The organism is Collinsella sp. An2, from assembly GCF_002160065.1.
Classification (GTDB): domain Bacteria; phylum Actinomycetota; class Coriobacteriia; order Coriobacteriales; family Coriobacteriaceae; genus Limicola.
On record NZ_NFJW01000006.1, the window covers coordinates 44,764 to 61,322 of the forward strand.

A 16,559-nucleotide genomic window follows, 5' to 3' on the forward strand; every position below is an offset into this window, starting at 1 on the left:
GCCCCGTCCCTCCCGGCGCGACGCCCCGCACGATTCCCGGCATGCATAATATCGAGCCCGGCTTGCATAGGATTCGGGGGCTTCTGGGCTCCCGGCGGGGCACGGCGGCGGTCAGAGCGGCCGGGGTGGACAAATTTTCGAGAAGTCTGTACGCGACGGCCCGAATCGGGGCCCGACAGAGGGTCGGTTAATGCGATTCCGGGCCTTATATCGCCCAAAAGCTTATACATGAACCCGAATCCGCGGCCCTGGCTACAGACTTCTCGATTATTTGTCCACCTCGGCTCAGAAACGCCTCGCCGAGGCCGGGGGGCGGCCGTGTTGCCCGTTCAGCTTGCCGGCAACGAGAGAATCGGCGCGAAGAAGGCCACACAGCCGAGAGTCCGCTCGTGGTGTCGGTCAGGGTATCGCTGAACGCGAGCTCGAACGCAGACAGCAGTGCCATTATCAGACACGCGCAGGGGCCTTCGGATGCGCCCGGCTGCGAAGGCAGCACGGCATCGATACGAGACAAGTCCATGATTGCCTCCGTTCCAGCACGCTTCCCCACGTCCTCAACATCACGTAGCTACTTGAAGGCGTCCTCCGCCGCGTCGTCGCGCCAACGTCTGAGCGTAGGCAGCACGGCGCCCATCAGTGAGGCGCATTCGTCGACAGACCAGCCCACGGCCTCAGCCATCCGTGGCGCGCAGTCCTCGATCATGTCCTCCATCGAGATGTCCTCCACCCAGGCCCCGTCGTCGTAGCACCAGCGGCAGAGGTCGGCGACCTCGGCGCCGTTCGCTTCGTGCCCATGCTGATCGGGCCCCGTGAACATCATGCCGCAGCTCTGGCAGTAGTGGTCGGGCATCTCAAGCAGTTCCGTCACCGGGACATCGAGCTCACGGGCTATGAGCTTGGTCATGTCGATTCCCGGCGTCGTCTCGCCGCATTCCCAGCGGCTCACCGCCTGACGGGTAATGAAGAGCCTGCTCGCCAGGTCCTCCTGGGTAAGCCCGCGTTCGTTGCGCAAGCGGGGCAGCACGTCTTTGATTGCCATGACGATTCCCTTCTCGTCGGCTCGTTGCAGGTCGGCGGTCACCGCTGACCACAGTATCCCCCGGCCCACAGGCAGCCGCAAGCAACAGCCCGTTGCGTGGCGGCACCCTGGCGGCTCATCGCAGGCGGGATCACTTTTTTCGCCGCCGTTAGGGATTCGTTAGAGACGGCATCCATCCTTGAAGGCGTAGGAACCACACGACTGGAAAGGATTCCGATGGACTGCATACTCCAGACGCGAGCACTCACCAAGCGGTTCGGCCGCGGACACGACACGCAGACCGCCGTCGAGGACGTTTGCCTCCACGTCGAGCGGCAGCGCGTCTACGGTCTGCTCGGGCCGAACGGTGCGGGTAAGTCGACCACCTTGAAGATGATCTGCGGCATGCTTCGCCCAAGCTCCGGGGACATCGTGTTCGACGGGCACCCCTGGCGGCGCGACGACCTCTACGAGATCGGCTCGCTCATAGAGGAGGCACCCGTCTACCCCAACCTTTCGGCGCGAGAGAACCTGCGCGTGCGCACCACACTGCTCGGGCTGCCCGAGCAGCGCATCGACGAGGTCCTCGAGATCGTCGACCTGACGAGCGCCGGCAAGAAGCGGGCCGGCAGGTTCTCCATGGGCATGCGCCAGCGCCTGGGAATCGCCCTCGCGCTGCTCGCACACCCGCGGCTGCTCATCTTGGACGAACCCACCAACGGCCTCGACCCGATCGGCATCGAGGAACTCCGCGACCTGATACGGGACTTTCCCGCCCAGGGCATCACGGTGCTCGTGTCGAGCCACATTCTCTCCGAGGTCCAGCAGATGGCGGACCGCATTGGCATCATCACAGACGGACGCCTTGCCTACGAGGACGAGCTGCGTCCCGGCGACGACCTCGAACGGCTGTTTATGGATGTCTGCCGAACGAGCCGCGCCGGCAAGAGGGGGTGGGCAGCATGACGAACTCAGTCGCGACCCATCTCAACCCGACGGCCGCTGAGCCGTCCGGACGTCCTGCGCCGAACGCGCGTCCAGGCTTTATCGCGACGCTTCGCGCCGAGGCCCGCAAGTTCCGGCATGCCGCCCCGCTCCGCCTCGCCATCGGCCTGGCGCTGCCGATGCCGTTGCTCGGCGCCATGCCATACCACGGTTACCAGTCCTTCTCGGCCTGGAACTATTGGTACGCGCTCTTCATGCCGGTCGCCTCGGCGCTAATCGCCGCATGCGTCGCCCAGGCGGACGCACGCCTGGGTATGCGCTCTGTGCTGGGACAGGGCACTCCGCCCGCCCACTCCTGGTGGGCCAAGGCGCTCCTGTGCCTCGCGTTGAGCGCGCTCTCCAATCTTGTCGTCTTTTTGGTCTATCTTGCAGGCTCGGCGTTCTCGGCGCAGGGCATCACGCCGGCAGGCACGCTCACCATGCTTGCCTGCGCAGGCGTCAACACCCTCACCTGCTCGTGGATGATTCCTGCGGGACTTTTCCTCACCGTGCGAGCCGGCATGCTCGCCGGCATTTTCGCGCCGCTCGCCATCCAGCTCGCAGGAGGCTTTGCCTGGTCGCTCATCCCACTGCCGCAGCTCTTCCCGCCGTCGGCGACCATGGTCATACCCACGGCGTTCATCCCTGTGCTGCCGAGCGGCGAGCCCTTTGGAGCAGATGTCGCGCTGGGCGGGGCACTTGCCCAGGGAGGAGCAATCATCGCCTTCGGCCTTGTTGTGTGCGCAGGTGCGTTTGTGCTTCTCACCGCACTCGGAGCCGCCTGGTTCTCGCGATCGGAGGGGCGGTGATGGTTGCAATGATGTCGCCTGCAGCCATGAATATGCCCCGCGCGCTGGGCTCTGAGGTACGGCGGCTCGTCCGCTCCGCCCTGCTACCCGTGCACCTTGTCTGCGCGATTGCCGCTGGCCTTGCCTGCGGAGCCTATTTCTCCGTCGCGCCCTGGGATCCGAACATGGGCGTCGACGCCTACGTGCAATTCCTCGGTGCCATGATGCCGCTTATGGCAGGCATCGTCTGCGGGCTCGCCCTGGACGAGGAACGCCGCGCGGGCCGCTTAGCAAACCTCGTCGCCGTACCTTCACGCCGCATCGCAATCACCGCCAAAGCGGCAGTCCTCTGGATCATGGGAACAGGCGCGCTGGCCCTTGCCCTTGGCATCTTCTGCACCGTGCTTGCCGCCACAGGAAGGCTTGTACTCGGACCGGCCCACCTCGTCGCCGCCCTGGGCGGCCTTGCCGTGGGAAGCGCCCCATTCTATGTGCTTATGGTCGCCCTCTCCCTCAGATGGGGACGCAACGCCTCCATAGCCGTCGGCGCCGCGGGGCTCGTCATCGCGTTCTTCTCGGTGGGAGGCCTTGCCCATGGCCTTATGACCGGCGAGCTCACCGGAGCCGCGCCTGCGGGCGTCCTTGGATGGATTCCCTTCTCCTGGCCGGCGCGCCTGGGATCGCTTGGCATCGAAGCCGGCATCGCGGCGGAACACGCCGGCGGCGCCTTGCTCTCCGCCATTCAGGGCTCCTACCTCACGCTTGCTGCCACGGCCCTCATCGTTGTGGTCGTAAGCACTATCGCACTGGTGATCTGGTTCGACCGCTTCGAAGATGGGAGTAGCCATGACTGACGACACACGTCGCGCAACCAACGTGACCGACACACCCGGTACGGCGTGGCGCGGGGCCGACGCGTTCCGCACGCCCCACATACGCCGGGAGCCCCATACAGCCGGCACTGCCCGCGCAGCCCGCACACCCCGTGCACGCCGCATGCCCCGGGTGCCCCACACAGCCGACGCACCCCGCACGCTCCGCCCGGCACGCCGTCGAGCACTCACGATCTGCGCCCTCGTAGCCGCTCTTGTATGCACGACCACCCTCTCCGGGTGCGGAGCCTGGGGATACGCAGCTCAGTCGGTGCTCGACCGGCTCACGAGCCCCCAGGTGACCATGTGGGCGCCCGCCCCCGCGCCCGACTCCTTTGTCGAGTCGTATGGCGACGCCACGGGAGCGGGAACCAACTACGTCTATCGCGTCGAGGCCGCAACGGAACGCGGCGATCTGCGCACGCTCACGGTCATCTTCTTTGGACGCAAGGCAGCGGGCACGGGCTGGCTCGAAATCGACGCGCAGGGGGCATCGGGTGCGCATTACCAAACGGTCGAGGACGCAGAGGTGCCCCAGGCAGCGCTCGACGCCCTCGATGACACTGACGCCCCGCACTAGCGTCGGGACCGCTATGATGCCAGGAGGCATACGCACAGACGCAGCCGGAAAGGAGACAAAGGTCATGGCGCACATCCTTGCCGTCGACGATGAGCAGGCGATCCTAGACACGCTCGCGCGCATCCTCAAGCGCGACGGCCACGACGTTACCGCCGTCACGGACCCCCTAACGGTCACCTCGCTCGACCTGGGGCGCTTCGACCTCATGCTCTGCGACGTCATGATGCCGGGAATCGACGGCTTCGAGCTGGTGCGTCAGATTCGCCCGCGCTTCGACGGCCCCATCCTCTTCCTCACGGCGAAGGTCGCCGAAGACGACGCCGTCACAGGCTACGGCATGGGGGCAGACGACTACATTCGCAAGCCGTTTGGGGCCGCCGAGCTGCGCGCGAAGGTGCAGGCGCATCTGCGACGCGAGCGGCGCGCCCACACCCACGCACTCTCGTTTGGGAACGTGCGCATCGACCTCGGCGCGCGCCAGCTGCTTGTAAATGGCACGGTCGTGGCCCTCACGCCCTCCGAATACGCCATCTGCGAGCTCCTGGCGCGCCGGCGCGGCCAGGTGCTTTCGCGCTCGCAAATCCTTGAGGCGGCCTTTGGCTGGGAACGCGAGGCTGATGAAGCGGCGGTCTCCATGCACGTGAGCCGCGCTCGCAAGAAGCTCGCCACGGCAGGGGCAGACCCCATCGCGACAGTCTGGGGAATGGGATATAAATGGCAGCTCTAGATTCGTGCGACACAGCCTCTCGCAGCCGTGCGAGCCGGTGGCGCATGCCGCTTGCGCTGGTAATCGCCCGGTACTTCGCCTATATCGTTGTCGGCCTTGCCGCGACGTGGCTCGTTCTGTTCGCCGCGTTCTCGGTCTCCATGAACCTCGGTTTCGTGTATCCCGCCAACTTCGGTCCGGCCCATGCCGCCGAGGTGGCTCGGAGCCTGCAGGACAAGACCTCTTTTGACGCGCAGACCATCCCGACCGCCTACCGGTACCTTCACTTGGACGCTGCGGGCAATGTTGTGGAAGGCGACCTGTCCGCCACGCAGCGGGCAGACGCCCTTGCAGCCGTGCGGGCCGAGCTTGCAGGCCGCGACGCATCGGAGGACGCAGTCTACCCCGCCGAACCCGCGGTCTTTGGCGGCGGCAACGGCACGACCTATACGGCGTTTGCGCTGGACGACGGAACGGCTTGCATCTTGGTCTGCAGCTATTTGCCCCAGTTTGCCGACCGCGCCCTGCGCGACGCCCTGCCTAATCCCCAGGACCTGCTGCTTGTCGCCGGCAGCGCGACGAGCATCCTGGTGATTGCGGCCGTCGCCCACCGCGCTAGCCGCGTGCTCACCCGCAAGATGGCGCCGCTCACCGCCGCCGCAGACGCCATAGCCCACCAGGACCTCGATCAGCCCGTAGGCACAAGCAACGTCCGCCAGGTCGACGACGTCCTTTTGGCCATGGACCGCATGCGCATCGAGCTCAAAGCGTCGCTCGAGGCGCGCTTCCAGGCCGAGCGAGCTCAGCGCGAGCAGGTGGCGGCCCTTGCGCACGACCTTAAGACGCCGCTCACCATCGTGCGCGCAAACGCCGAGTTTGTGGCCGAGGAGGCCGCCGCGCTGCCCGCCTCCAAGGAGCTCGTAGACCTTGTTGCGGCGGCAAACGACATAGCCCGCGGAGCCACGCGCCTCGATGCCTACATCCACCTCTTGATCGAGGCTTCCCGCGGCGACGCGGAGCCCCTGGGGCGCGAGGCCGTCGACGTCGCTGCCTTTATTCGCAACGTGCAGGACGAGGCGGCCGGACTTGCGCGTGCGGCCGGCATATCGTTTCGCGCCGCTGTTGACCCGACGCTAGCAAGCGCCACAATCCTGGCTGACGCGCCCGCGCTGGAGCGCGCCGTTGCAAACGTGGTCTCGAACGCCTGCGACCACGCGCGCACCTCGGTGAAGTTGTCCGCGCACATGGATGCACGCGAGCTCGTCCTCGTCGTGGATGACAACGGTCCCGGCTTCACGCCGGCGGCGCTCGAGCACGGCTGTGAGCGCTTCTTCCGCGATGACAGCGCGCGCGGCGGAGACGGCCATTATGGCATAGGGCTTTTCGCCGCGGCCCAGACGCTTCGAACACACGGCGGATCGCTTGGCTTGGAAAACCGCCGCGACGCAAACGGAGACGTCCTAGGGGCGCGTGTCACCATACGTGTTCCCCGTGCGGCCGGAGACAGCAAGACGCAGGGCGGCAGCGACCGCTAGCGACACGTCCCCGTGCGACGAGCGCGCTTGCCGCGAACCAGGAACACCGCTATGAACAGCAGCACCGCCGTCACGACGGACATCGCCATGAAGGCGATGGAAAAGCCCTGCATAGAGGCTGCCGCCTGTGACTCCGCGCCCGCCTCGACTCCAGCGGCGACGCTCGTCATTACGCCTACGAACACCGCCGAACCGATGGCGCCCGCAATGGTGCGCAGCGACGTGAGCAGCGCGGTTCCGTGGGCGGTCAGGTCGAGCCCGATGCGACTTGTTCCCCAGGTGACCAGAGGCATCATGAGGCAACCGATCGCGACGCAGCGCACGGCGTTGAACGCGGCGGCCACGGCCACACTGGTCTCAAGATTCACGCAGGTCATACCTATGTTGCTGACAAGCATGAAGGCTGCGCCCGCGACAAAAAGGCGCTTCATGCCCAGCGCGTCGTAGATACGTCCGGCAAACGGGCTCACGATGGCCATGGCAAGCGAGCCGGGCAATGTGACCAAGCCGGACACGGTGGCGCTCTCGCCCAGGATGTTCTGGACATACAGCGGCATAAGCACCGAGGAACCCATCATAACCAGATAGAGCAGCATGCTGCCTATTACCGAGAGCGCATAGTCGCGCTGTCGCAGAATGCGAAGCTCAAGGAACGGCTCGTCCATATGCAGCTGACGCCACACAAAGATGACGGCGGCGACCGCTCCCACCCCAAGGGGAACCAGCGTCTGCACGTTGCCAAGACCAAGGCTCGAGATGTTGCCTACACCCAGCGTGACGCCCCCAAACGCGAAGATGCTCAGCACGAACGAGACGATGTCGAACTGCTTGCGCTTGGTCTCGAGCACGTTGCCAAACACGCGCAGCGCAAGCATGAACGACAACGCCATGATGAGAATTGCCAGGTAGAAGATCCACCTCCACCCCACCGAATCCACCAGGATGCCGGCGAGCGTGGGCGCCACGACCGGCGCCGCGCCAACCGAGAGACCGTACCATCCCATCGCCTGTCCGCGCTGCTCGGTCGGGAAAATGGTAAGGATGATGACCTGTGCCATGGAGGTGAGCGCGCCTCCACCGAGTGCTTGGGCGACGCGGCCGACCATCATGATCTCGAAACCCGGGGCAATCACGCAGAGCACCGAGCCCGCGATAAACGTACCAAGCGCCGTAAGGTAGAGACGACGTGTGGGAAACCGCGTGATGAGAAAGGCAGTGAGCGGCATCATGATGCCCATGGCAAGCGAATAGCCACTGGTGAGCCACTGCCCCGTCGAAGCATCGAGCGAGAGCTCGGACATGATGGGCGGCAGCGCCGTCGTCAAAGCCGTCGAAAGCATTGAGGACGCAATGCAGGTCACCACGATGTTGATGAAGATGAGCGCCCGCTGACGGGTGTCCACCACAGCAGAGGTAGAAGCGGCCAAGATAATCAGCTCCCATCGGTAACGTTGTTGCAACACCCAGCGCAACGACTTCGGGGGCCGGCGCGGGCATGCTTCCGTTTTTCCGGGTGGGTACTATAGCCAATATCTCATGGGTACCTAAGTATCATCACGATTTATAAACAAATTGCCTCGGTTTGTTTATGTTCCTGAGCGCCGGCATGGGCCGGGCGTAGAGCCCGGCAGCGCCGATGCAGCCCTGCCGAGACACCCAGACCCGCGCATTCACGCCTTGCGTGCCAGCCCAAATAGCGCCTGCGCCGCGCGCGCAGCAAGCAGGCCCAGAACGGCTCCGATGAGCGCGCCGACAAGAACATCCGTGGGAAAATGCACAAACAGGTAGAGGCGAGAGAAGCCGACCAGAACAGCAAAGGCAAATGCGGGAAGTGACGCACGCCGCCAGCCCTTAGGCAACGCCGATGCCAGGGCTGCCGCCGCGGCGAACGCCCGCGCGGCATGCCCCGAAGGAAACGACCAGCTGGTCGGGCAGGCAACAAGCATGTCGACGCTCTGGTCGATCATGCAGGGTCGCGGGCGCATGACGATGTTTTTGAGCAGGAGATCGCATACGAGCTCGCTTGCAACCAGGGCAAGCAGGACTGCAACGCCCACCGGACGCGTACGGCGGTGCGGCAGCAAGGCTAGGCCGAGCACGATCCATACCAAGCCGCCGTTTGCGAGGGAGCTTACAGCGACCATGAACGCGTCGAGCCCCACAGACCGCACGGTCTGGATACCATGAAGCAGCGCTAGCTCAAGCCCGTCCATACGCCTCCCCTCTCGTCGAAGATCCCCTCGTCGAAGACGCTCTCGCGCGACCCCCATGGTGCGCCCGCACCCCGCGGTGCGCATGTTGGGTTGCAGGGACAAGCAAGTCTAGGGGCGGCGCAGCACCATGACATGCTCCAGATCGTGTGCCCCACCGGTTCTCTCTTTACAGTCCTGAACGTGATGATACGTCATGCCCAGACGCTCCATGACGTGCTTTGACCGCTCATTCCCATCGAAATAGCAGGCCCATATGGTCGAAAGTCCCAGGTCGTCGAAGCCAAAACGCACCAGCTCGCGCGCGGCCTCGGTCATATATCCCTTGCCCCAAAACGGCACGCCCAACCAATAGCCGAGTTCCATCTCCAACACGTCGTCTGCGTCCACATGCCTCACGGCGGTAAGCCCGATGCATCCGACGAGCCGCCCTGCCGTGGCAGACACCTGGGACGCGGCTTCCTGGACGGCTGACGATACGTCCGACGCGGGCGCCGCCTCTTCGCGCACGTTGCTCACCGGCACATCGCAAGCTCGCGCAGCACTCGCGTTGATTGCCGCGGCATCCTCATCCGCCACGCGCTCAAACATCGCGAACGTATATGGCGTCGACAAGACATCGCGAATCGTTTGCCGGCTCTCCGCCACACTTGCATGAGGTGGCCATCCAGCGGCGCTTCCCACCCGCGGGTCACGTGCCAGCTCGTACAACGCCTCGGCATCCTCGTCGCGCCACGGACGAAGAACGAGCCGTTCGGTTGCAAGAACCACGTGAGGCCAATCCTGTGCCGTCATGCGCCATCTCCCCTATCGACTGCATTGTTCAGCCAGTATAGGACACCATTACGACGGATACGGCGCGCATGGGCGGGCGGTCAGCCCGCATCATGCTTCCTTCGCGCGAAGCATGAAACGCGTCTACACGAGGGCAGCGCCTAGCGACCGACAGGCGCCTGCGGCAACCTCATCGGGATAGTCTTTGGCAATGACCGTGTCGCCTACCGTGATGCCTGCAGCTTCGGCGCGCTCACGCCACAGGTCCATCCATTCGCCGTCCGCCCAATCGTAGCTTCCAAACAGAGCAACCTTACGTCCAGGCAGCTCCGGCTCGATCTCGTCCCAAACAGGTTCGAACTCATCGCTCTCAAGCTCCTCCGAACCCATGGCCGGGCAGCCGAATGCAAACGCATCGTAGTCGTCCAAATTCGAGGCAGAGAAGTCGGACACCTGGATGACGTCGGCCTCTCCACCCGCTTCGCTAACGCCCTCGGCGACGAACTCCGCCATCGCCTCGGTATTACCCGTGCCACTCCAGTACACGACTGCGACCTTGCTCATATGACGTTCCTTTCTCTTCGTGTCTCGCTTTGCGCAAGACGGGAAACCCGATCGTAGGGACAGCCGCTGCACCTTCGCCCGCGCACGATGCGCTCGTCGGTCAGATGGCGAACAAGGAGGTCGCGGTATGACCGCGCGCCGCCGCCTCGGCAAACCGGCTTCGCGAAAGCGGTTGACCCGTAATCCCCCATTCCTTGTGCCGCACATATGACGCACCCGGCTACTGTCCACCAAAAGTTAACCTAGTAGAACTTCAGACGTAGTACAAGACGTTTTGCAAAAGTTTCAGAGAGGTAACTTATAGTGAGCCTCAACTCAGCAGGCGAGAGCCGAGCGCGCCCAAGCCGCGTCGACACGAATGTCGGAAAGTCGGGGATTGCGGTGGAGCGTCCACCCTGCAGCAATCGACTGCACGTATCATAGAGAGCGAGTCTGCGCTGAGGCGCGATTGCCCCGGCTTCGCCCCATGCAGGCCCCCCGTTTTTTGAAAGGACCTCTATGTTGCCGTTTACCATGTTCCGCGGCACCACCGGTGACCGCGATATGACCGCGAGCCCGCACCCCCTGCTGATGGGACGGCGCGGACTGTGCGCCGGCATCCTTGCTGCCGCCTTTAGCCTGCCTCTTGCTGCCTGCTCCCCTGCTACCTCCCCCGCAGGGTCGAAGGCAGGCTCCACGTCAACGGCGGCGGGCAGCGCCACATCCAGTTCCCAGAGCAATACGAAGCAACCGAGCTTTCGCAACACAGATCTGGGATGCGGCTGGGAGCCCACCGAGTCGTTCGCCCTTGACTACGCTCAAAACTTCACCGTCGACCGCTACGACGGCGGCTATCAGCTCGCCTGCATCTCGAACGGCGAGCGCTTCCTGGTTGTCCCCGAGGGCAAAGACGACCCCGACGGCCTTGCCGAGGACATCGCCCTGGTCCGTCAGCCTTTAACGAGCGTCTACCTGGTTTCCACCGGCATGATCTGCCTTCTGGACGAAATCGGCGCGCTCGACGCAGTGACCGTGTCCTCGGTGACCGCCGACGACAGCCCCGTCGAGGACCTCACCCAGGCAATCCAGGCGGGAAGCGTGGCATACGGCGGCAAATACAGCAGCCCCGACTTCGAGCTCGTGGCGGAGCGCGGCTGCACCCTTGCCATCGAGAACACCAAGATCAACCATGCGCCCGACATCAAACAGAAGCTGCAGGACCTGGGCGTCACCGTGCTCACCGAGCAATCCAGCAGCGAGCCCGAAGCGCTTGGGCGCCTGGAGTGGCTCAAGCTCATGGGCGTGCTCTTCGGACGCGAGACCGAGGCCGAGACAAGCTTCGAGCGCATCGCCGAGCGTGTCGAGGCGGTCGCCTCGCAGGAGCCCACGGGCAAGACGGTCGCATTTTTCTACATCAACGACGACGGCGCAGCGGTCACGCGCCGCTCGACCGATTACTTCTCGCAGATGATTGAGCTGGGCGGCGGCACGCTCATAAGCTTTGACCCCACAGAGGAAAACGACGGGTCGTCCTCAGTGCAGGCGGTCATCGACATGGAGGCGTTTTATGCCGGCGCCAAAGATGCCGACGTGATCATCTACAACACCACCGTCGATGCCAGCGTGACCTCGCTGGACGACCTGGTGGCGAAAAACGCCCTGCTCGCCGACTTCAAGGCCGTCCAGCAAGGCGCGGTCTACGCCTGCGACGAGCACATGTACCAGCGCATGACCGACATGGACGAGATTTTGGGCGATATCCGGGCGGCACTCGAGGGCACCGGCGAGAGCGCGGGCTTCATCTGGAGGCTCGGCTGAGATGCCCGGTTCGGCACGAGCAAGGCACAGAAGCAAGCCGGACGCTGGACAACTGCGGCCGGCAGCTGACCCGCAAGGAAGCGCGGCGACAAAAGCGCGGCGAGGCGGCTTGTCGCGCCACACTCGCGTCCTGGTGGTTGACGTCGCCCTTGCCATCGTTTTGGTCGCACTCATGGCGCTCAGCGTCTGCCTGGGCAGCGTGGGCGCGACGCCGGCCGAGGTGCTCGGCGCGATTTTGAGCGGCCCCACCGACGCCACGCTCTCCCAGGTGATCTGGCAGATCCGGCTGCCGCGCGTCCTGACCTCGGCGATTCTGGGCGGGGCGCTGTCGCTTTCCGGGTTCTTGCTGCAGACCTTCTTCAACAATCCCATCGCCGACCCCTATGTCTTGGGCATATCGTCGGGCGCGCGTATGGCGGTCGCGCTCGTCATGATCGCCCTGCTGGGCAGCAGCAATATCCTGACACCATGGGGATCGGTTGCGGCAGCCCTCGTGGGATCGCTTGCGACCATGGGCATCGTGCTGCTGCTTGCGCGGCGCGTGCGAACGCAGAGCATGCTCATCATCGCCGGCATCATGGTGGGATACGTCTGCTCGGCGGCGACCAACTTCCTTATCGCCTTCGCCGACGACCAGGATATCGTCAACCTGCAAAGCTGGACCCAGGGAAGCTTCTCGGGTGCATCGTGGTCGGACCTCGCGGTGATAGTCATCGCCGTGGCGGTCATGTCGGTCGTGGTCTTCGCCCTCTCCAAACCGCTGGGGGCCTATCAGCTGGGCGAAACCTATGCACAGAGCGTCGGTGTCGACGTGCGCAGGCTGCGGATTCTCATCGTACTCGTGTCGAGCCTGCTCTCGGCGTGCGTGACGGCGTTTGCGGGACCCATTTCGTTCGTGGGCATTGCGGCGCCGCACCTGGCGCGGCTGGCAGTGGGCTCCTCGCGACCGCTCGTCGTGACCCCCGCCTGCTTTCTCGCGGGCTCCGTCTTCTGCTGCGGCTGCGACCTGCTGGCCCGCATGCTGTTCTCTCCGGTGGAGCTCTCGGTGAGCGCCGTCACCGCCGTCTTTGGCGCGCCGGTGGTCATTGCCCTCATGCTGCGGCGAAAGGGGTACCGATGAGCGAGCGACCCTACGATACCCAGAGCGACGTGCGAACCGCGGCGGGTGCGCAGGCGGGCCTTGGCATGCGCGCGACCGCGGCGGCGTGCCCCGACGGCCAAGCCACACATGACCAAGGCGATATCGGCGCAGCCCACGCCCTTGAGCTTCGAGGACTGGCGGTGGGCCACGGCGCCCGCGCCCTGGTGAGCGACATCGACCTTGTAGTCGACCCCGGCGAGGTCGTCGCCCTGATCGGGCCAAACGGCAGCGGCAAGACCACCATCCTGCACACCGTCGCCGGACAGCTGCGACCGCTTGCGGGGTCGGTTGAGCTCTTCGGCCATGAGCTCGCATCGCTGACCGGCACAGAACGCGCCCGCACCATGGCGGCGCTGTTCACCGACCGCCCGCGCACCGATCTCCTCACTTGCCAAGATATTGTCGAGGCAGGCCGTCACCCCTACACCGGAAGCCTCGGCATTTTGAGCGATGAGGACCACCGGCGCGTCCGGGAGGCTATGGAGGCCACCGACACCTGGGCGCTGCGAGACCGCGACTTTGCGCACATGAGCGACGGCCAGCGCCAGCGCGCCCTTATCGCACGGGCCCTCTGCCAGGAGCCCCGCGTGCTGCTGCTGGATGAGCCCACATCGTATCTGGACATTCGCTCGCAGGTCGACATGCTGCAGCTGCTGCGTGCCTGGGCGCGCGAGCGCGGCATGGCGGTGCTGGCGTCCCTCCACGAGATCGACCTGGCACAGAAGGCCGCGGACCGCATCGCATGCGTGCGCGACGGGCACATCATGTTCCAAGGCACGCCGGACGAGGTCTTTACCAGCGACGTGATCCCCGTCCTATACGACCTGGATTCCACAAGCTACGACCCGTTCTTTGGCGGCGTCGAGCTTGCCCGGCCCGAGGGCGAGCCGCAGGTCTTCGTTATCGCCGGAGGAGGTGCCGGCGCCACCATCTTCCGCGCGCTGCAGCGGCAAGGCATCCCCTTTGCCGCCGGCGTCCTGCATCGACATGACATCGACGGCCTGCTGGCATCCCACCTTGCCGTCAAAAGCGTGTTCGAGGATGACTTCGAGCCTGTTGGAGAGGATGCCTTGCGCCGCGCCGCGGACGCGCTTCGGAGCTGTCGCGCCGTCATCTGCCCCCTCGAGTCGTTTGGCGCCCTCAACGCCCGCAATGCCGAGCTGCTCGACGCCGCACGCGACGCCGGCATCCCCGTTGTGCGAGACATCGAGCAGCTGGGCCGTGTGCTCAAGCTGGGCCGCACCGCCTCAAACGACTAACAGGACGTGCGGCCCGCACCGCGACCACCCTCGTGTCGTCGCGCTGCGGGCCGCACGTGTCATGAGCGCATCGCTCGGCAACAGATGCCAAACGATGCCCAAGAATCTGTATCGGTCCCGGTCGTTATGCGATATCGACAGCATCGGCCTCGACGATGCGCAGGTCGGCTTCGAAGAACGCTTTCAGGGCCTTTGTCGCGAGCGTCACGTCACGCGTACCGGCCGTCTCATAGGAAGAGTGCATGGCAAGCTGAGGGCATCCCACGTCAACCGCATGCATGCTCGCCTGGATGTTGGAGAGGTTGCCCAAGGTCGAGCCGCCCGCCATGTCGCTGCGGTTGGCGAAGGTCTGCAGCGGAACCTCGGCGCGGCGACACACCGCGGCAAGGACGGCGCGGCTGAAGGCGTCGGTGCAGTAATGCTGGTTTGCCGCCTCTTTCACCACGAGGCCGCCGTTCAGCCTGCAGCGGTTCGACGCATCGTAGCGTTCCGGGTGGTTGGGATGCACCGCATGGGCGTTGTCGCAGCTCACCAGCATGGACTTTGCCAGCGCACGGCGATACCCCTCTTCGCCCGCGCCCAGCGCGGCGCTCAGGCGCACCAGCACGTCCGGCAGGAAGGTGGACATGGCGCCCTGCTTGGTGTTGGACCCGACCTCCTCGTTGTCAAAGCAGCAATACACACTCACCGCCGCCGTGTTGCGCGCCTCAAGGAACGCCTCGAGAGACACGTAGGCGCACATGAGGTCGTCGAGCTTGGGCGACGAGATGAACTCGTGCTCCGCGCCCCACACGCACGGCTGCTGTAGGTTCACCAGGAAGAGATCGCGCGCGAGCACCTGCTCGGGCTCGACGCCGGCCGCGTCGGCAACCAGCCGGTCGAAGGTCGCCTCGTCCATGAGGCCGGCAGAGACGAGCGGGCATACGTCGGTCGCACGGTTGGGCGAAAAGGCGTCGTTCATGCTTCGGTCGAGGTGAATCGCCAGGCTGGGAATCATGGCAACAGGACGGTCGAGCGAGACCAGCCGGCTCTCTACCCGCTCGTCCACCTGCACGAACACGCGCCCCGCCAGCGAGAGCGGGCGATCGAACCAGGTGTAGTCGATCATGCCGCCATAGGCCTCGACGTTGAGTCGCAGGCCGCCCTCGGGCCCGTCGAGCGTGGCGACGTCTTTGACCTTGAAGGTCGGGGAATCGCCGTGGGTGGCAGACAGCTGGAAATGAAAACGACCGGAGTCGGTTGCGCCCTCCCCCACCTTGAAAGCGATGACACTCGAGTTGTTGCGCACCACGTAGCAGCAAGAGCCGGGCTCGACGGACCAAGCGTCGCCCTCGCGCAGGCGCGTGAACCCCGCATCGTCAAGCCGGCGCGCGATCGTTTGCGCGGTGTGGAACATGCTTGGACACGCCTGAATGAACTCGAGCAGCCCGTGGGCCGCCTCGACATCGGCGTCGGTTATCGACACGTGCTCGCGCGTGGCATCGTCACTCGTTATTTGGGTCATGGGAACCGCCTTCCAACGTTGGTCTGCCCCATGATACCCAACATAGACGGTACCTATCGTCGCATGACCTCGGCCTCGACCACGCGGGCGGCGCGTCGGCAGCAGGCAACCGTAAGCACAGCAAAGCCGACCGTCCATGCAAATGCCAGCCCGCCGAGCAGCGCGGGAGACCCTATGGCCGCGATGTCGCAGGCGTGGCGAATGAGACCCACCGCCGGACCCATAGGCAAAAACCACGTAAACGCATAGATATGCTCGGACATGAAGGACAGCAGCGGCGACACCGCCACGGCCATGACAACCACCGACAGCGCGCTCGACGCCATCTGCTCGCTGGCGACGAGGCCGGCACTCACGCCCAAAAGAAGTACGGGCAGTGACGCCACGACGCTCAGGGCAAGAAACGCGGCCAGGACAGTCGGATCCACCTGCCCCGGCCCCATCGCAACAACCATCGCCAGCTCGACCGCACATGTCGCCACCAGCGCCGAGACCAGTTTCGATGCGGCAATGCACCCCATGGATACCCCTGCCTCGACGAGCGTGACGTACGCGCCGCGCTCGCGTTCCTCGCTCATCACGTAAAGCGAGAGCGTGCAGCCCGCAAACGATGGAGCGCAGGCAAGCATCGACGCCATGAGGAAGGCCGGTGCCTCGCCCGCATCGAAGCGCGTGCCGGCCTGGGCGATAAAGCCAAAGAACGCCGCGATCGCCATGCAGGCGGCGAGCATCATGAGCATGGTCGGATTGCGCAGGGCATCGTACAGGTCGTGCGCAACAAGCGCGCCGATATGTGAGGCAGTGTGTCTGTTCATGGACCCCATAGT

Annotated in this window: 16 protein-coding genes; 9 read left to right on the forward strand and 7 right to left on the reverse strand. The window is 64.9% G+C overall.

The window, feature by feature from the left end:
• Positions 1 to 568 precede the first annotated feature (568 nt).
• Complete coding sequence (locus B5F33_RS05370) at positions 569 to 1,039, reverse strand: zinc ribbon domain-containing protein (protein WP_087410774.1); 471 nt, start codon at positions 1,037 to 1,039, stop codon at positions 569 to 571.
• Between the two features lie 216 nt (positions 1,040 to 1,255).
• On the opposite strand from B5F33_RS05370, the gene B5F33_RS05375 reads away from it, so the two are divergent.
• The 6 genes from B5F33_RS05375 to B5F33_RS05400 all read left to right on the forward strand — a co-directional run bounded on the left by B5F33_RS05375 (position 1,256) and on the right by B5F33_RS05400 (position 6,483).
• The gene (locus B5F33_RS05375) at positions 1,256 to 1,984 is read left to right on the forward strand and encodes a lantibiotic protection ABC transporter ATP-binding protein (protein WP_087410775.1); all 729 of its coding nucleotides are present in this window, start codon (positions 1,256 to 1,258) and stop codon (positions 1,982 to 1,984) included.
• Positions 1,981 to 2,811 (forward strand): hypothetical protein, encoded by an 831-nt coding sequence (locus tag B5F33_RS05380; protein ID WP_239284844.1) that lies wholly within the window; start codon positions 1,981 to 1,983, stop codon positions 2,809 to 2,811. The genes B5F33_RS05375 and B5F33_RS05380 overlap by 4 nt, the downstream gene beginning before the upstream one ends.
• Positions 2,811 to 3,644, forward strand: coding sequence for an ABC transporter permease (locus tag B5F33_RS05385; protein ID WP_087410776.1), 834 nt, complete (start codon positions 2,811 to 2,813; stop codon positions 3,642 to 3,644). The genes B5F33_RS05380 and B5F33_RS05385 overlap by 1 nt, the downstream gene beginning before the upstream one ends.
• Positions 3,637 to 4,242, forward strand: coding sequence for a hypothetical protein (locus B5F33_RS10815; protein ID WP_143757948.1), 606 nt, complete (start codon positions 3,637 to 3,639; stop codon positions 4,240 to 4,242). Before B5F33_RS05385 ends, B5F33_RS10815 begins: the two co-directional genes overlap by 8 nt.
• 64 nt (positions 4,243 to 4,306) lie before the next feature.
• Positions 4,307 to 4,969: a response regulator transcription factor gene (locus B5F33_RS05395; RefSeq protein ID WP_087410778.1), complete on the forward strand. Its 663-nt coding sequence runs from the start codon at positions 4,307 to 4,309 to the stop codon at positions 4,967 to 4,969.
• A complete protein-coding gene (locus tag B5F33_RS05400; RefSeq protein WP_087410779.1) occupies positions 4,957 to 6,483 on the forward strand; it encodes a HAMP domain-containing sensor histidine kinase in 1,527 nt (508 codons plus the stop codon). Before B5F33_RS05395 ends, B5F33_RS05400 begins: the two co-directional genes overlap by 13 nt.
• Here B5F33_RS05400 and B5F33_RS05405 read toward each other — a convergent pair.
• The 4 genes from B5F33_RS05405 to B5F33_RS05420 all read right to left on the reverse strand — a co-directional run bounded on the left by B5F33_RS05405 (position 6,480) and on the right by B5F33_RS05420 (position 10,031).
• Complete coding sequence (locus B5F33_RS05405) at positions 6,480 to 7,910, reverse strand: MDR family MFS transporter (RefSeq protein ID WP_204214411.1); 1,431 nt, start codon at positions 7,908 to 7,910, stop codon at positions 6,480 to 6,482. The two genes, B5F33_RS05400 and B5F33_RS05405, sit on opposite strands and share 4 nt — an antisense overlap.
• A 243-nt stretch (positions 7,911 to 8,153) precedes the next feature.
• Positions 8,154 to 8,696, reverse strand: coding sequence for a phosphatase PAP2 family protein (locus B5F33_RS05410; protein ID WP_158095313.1), 543 nt, complete (start codon positions 8,694 to 8,696; stop codon positions 8,154 to 8,156).
• Positions 8,697 to 8,804: 108 nt separating this feature from the next.
• Positions 8,805 to 9,488, reverse strand: a complete 684-nt coding sequence (locus B5F33_RS05415; protein ID WP_087410781.1) for a GNAT family N-acetyltransferase — start codon at positions 9,486 to 9,488, stop codon at positions 8,805 to 8,807.
• 123 nt (positions 9,489 to 9,611) lie between these two features.
• Positions 9,612 to 10,031, reverse strand: a complete 420-nt coding sequence (locus B5F33_RS05420) for a flavodoxin (protein ID WP_087410782.1) — start codon at positions 10,029 to 10,031, stop codon at positions 9,612 to 9,614.
• Positions 10,032 to 10,529: 498 nt separating this feature from the next.
• Between B5F33_RS05420 and B5F33_RS05425 the strand changes: the two genes are divergently transcribed.
• The 3 genes from B5F33_RS05425 to B5F33_RS05435 all read left to right on the forward strand — a co-directional run bounded on the left by B5F33_RS05425 (position 10,530) and on the right by B5F33_RS05435 (position 14,228).
• Positions 10,530 to 11,828 (forward strand): ABC transporter substrate-binding protein, encoded by a 1,299-nt coding sequence (locus B5F33_RS05425; RefSeq protein ID WP_087410783.1) that lies wholly within the window; start codon positions 10,530 to 10,532, stop codon positions 11,826 to 11,828.
• 109 nt (positions 11,829 to 11,937) lie between these two features.
• Entirely contained in the window at positions 11,938 to 12,948 is a 1,011-nt protein-coding gene (locus B5F33_RS05430) for an iron ABC transporter permease (RefSeq protein ID WP_239284846.1), read from the forward strand.
• A complete protein-coding gene (locus B5F33_RS05435; protein ID WP_204214413.1) occupies positions 12,945 to 14,228 on the forward strand; it encodes an ABC transporter ATP-binding protein in 1,284 nt (427 codons plus the stop codon). The genes B5F33_RS05430 and B5F33_RS05435 overlap by 4 nt, the downstream gene beginning before the upstream one ends.
• 124 nt (positions 14,229 to 14,352) lie before the next feature.
• Here the strand turns inward: B5F33_RS05435 and B5F33_RS05440 are convergent, their stop codons facing one another.
• A complete protein-coding gene (locus tag B5F33_RS05440; protein ID WP_204214415.1) occupies positions 14,353 to 15,732 on the reverse strand; it encodes a M18 family aminopeptidase in 1,380 nt (459 codons plus the stop codon).
• Positions 15,733 to 15,785: 53 nt separating this feature from the next.
• A complete protein-coding gene (locus B5F33_RS05445; RefSeq protein ID WP_087410785.1) occupies positions 15,786 to 16,547 on the reverse strand; it encodes a hypothetical protein in 762 nt (253 codons plus the stop codon).
• Positions 16,548 to 16,559: the final 12 nt, after the last annotated feature.